At 34.7% G+C, this 619-nt stretch carries 1 protein-coding gene; it reads left to right on the forward strand.

All coding sequences use genetic code 11. The features are described from left to right. A partial coding sequence (locus LPC13_RS16740; protein WP_234089034.1) for an Ig-like domain-containing protein occupies positions 1–619 on the forward strand: 619 nt, incomplete at both ends.

Genomic DNA, 619 nt, shown 5'->3' on the forward strand with positions numbered 1-619 from the left:
CTGTTACTTCAAAGACTATGACAGTAAGAGGATGGGCATTAGCAGGATCAGGAGTAAAAGAAGTCAGAGTATTAGTAGACGGTAAGTTAAAAGCAACAACTAATACAGGATTATCTAGACCAGATATCGGAAATGCATATCCAAAATACTCAAATGCAAGTAGTGCAGGATTCCAAGTAAATGTTGATATAAGTGACATTGCAAATGGAACAAAGACAATAACTGCAGAAGTTGTAGGAAATGATGGAAGTGTTCATAAATTAACTAGAAATATAAAGGTTAATATAGCATCAAATACATTAGCAACAGTAGGAAGAATAGATGAGCCAGCAGATGGAGCAACTGTTACTTCAAAGACTATGACAGTAAGAGGATGGGCATTAGCAGGATCAGGAGTAAAAGAAGTCAGAGTATTAGTAGACGGTAAGTTAAAAGCAACAACTAATACAGGATTATCTAGACCAGATATCGGAAATGCATATCCAAAATACTCAAATGCAAGTAATGCAGGATTCCAAGTAAATGTTGATATAAGCGACATTGCAAATGGAACAAAGACAATAACTGCAGAAGTTGTAGGAAATGATGGAAGTGTTCATAAATTAACTAGAAATATAAA

Source organism: Clostridium celatum, from assembly GCF_021412605.1.
GTDB lineage: Bacteria > Bacillota > Clostridia > Clostridiales > Clostridiaceae > Clostridium > Clostridium celatum.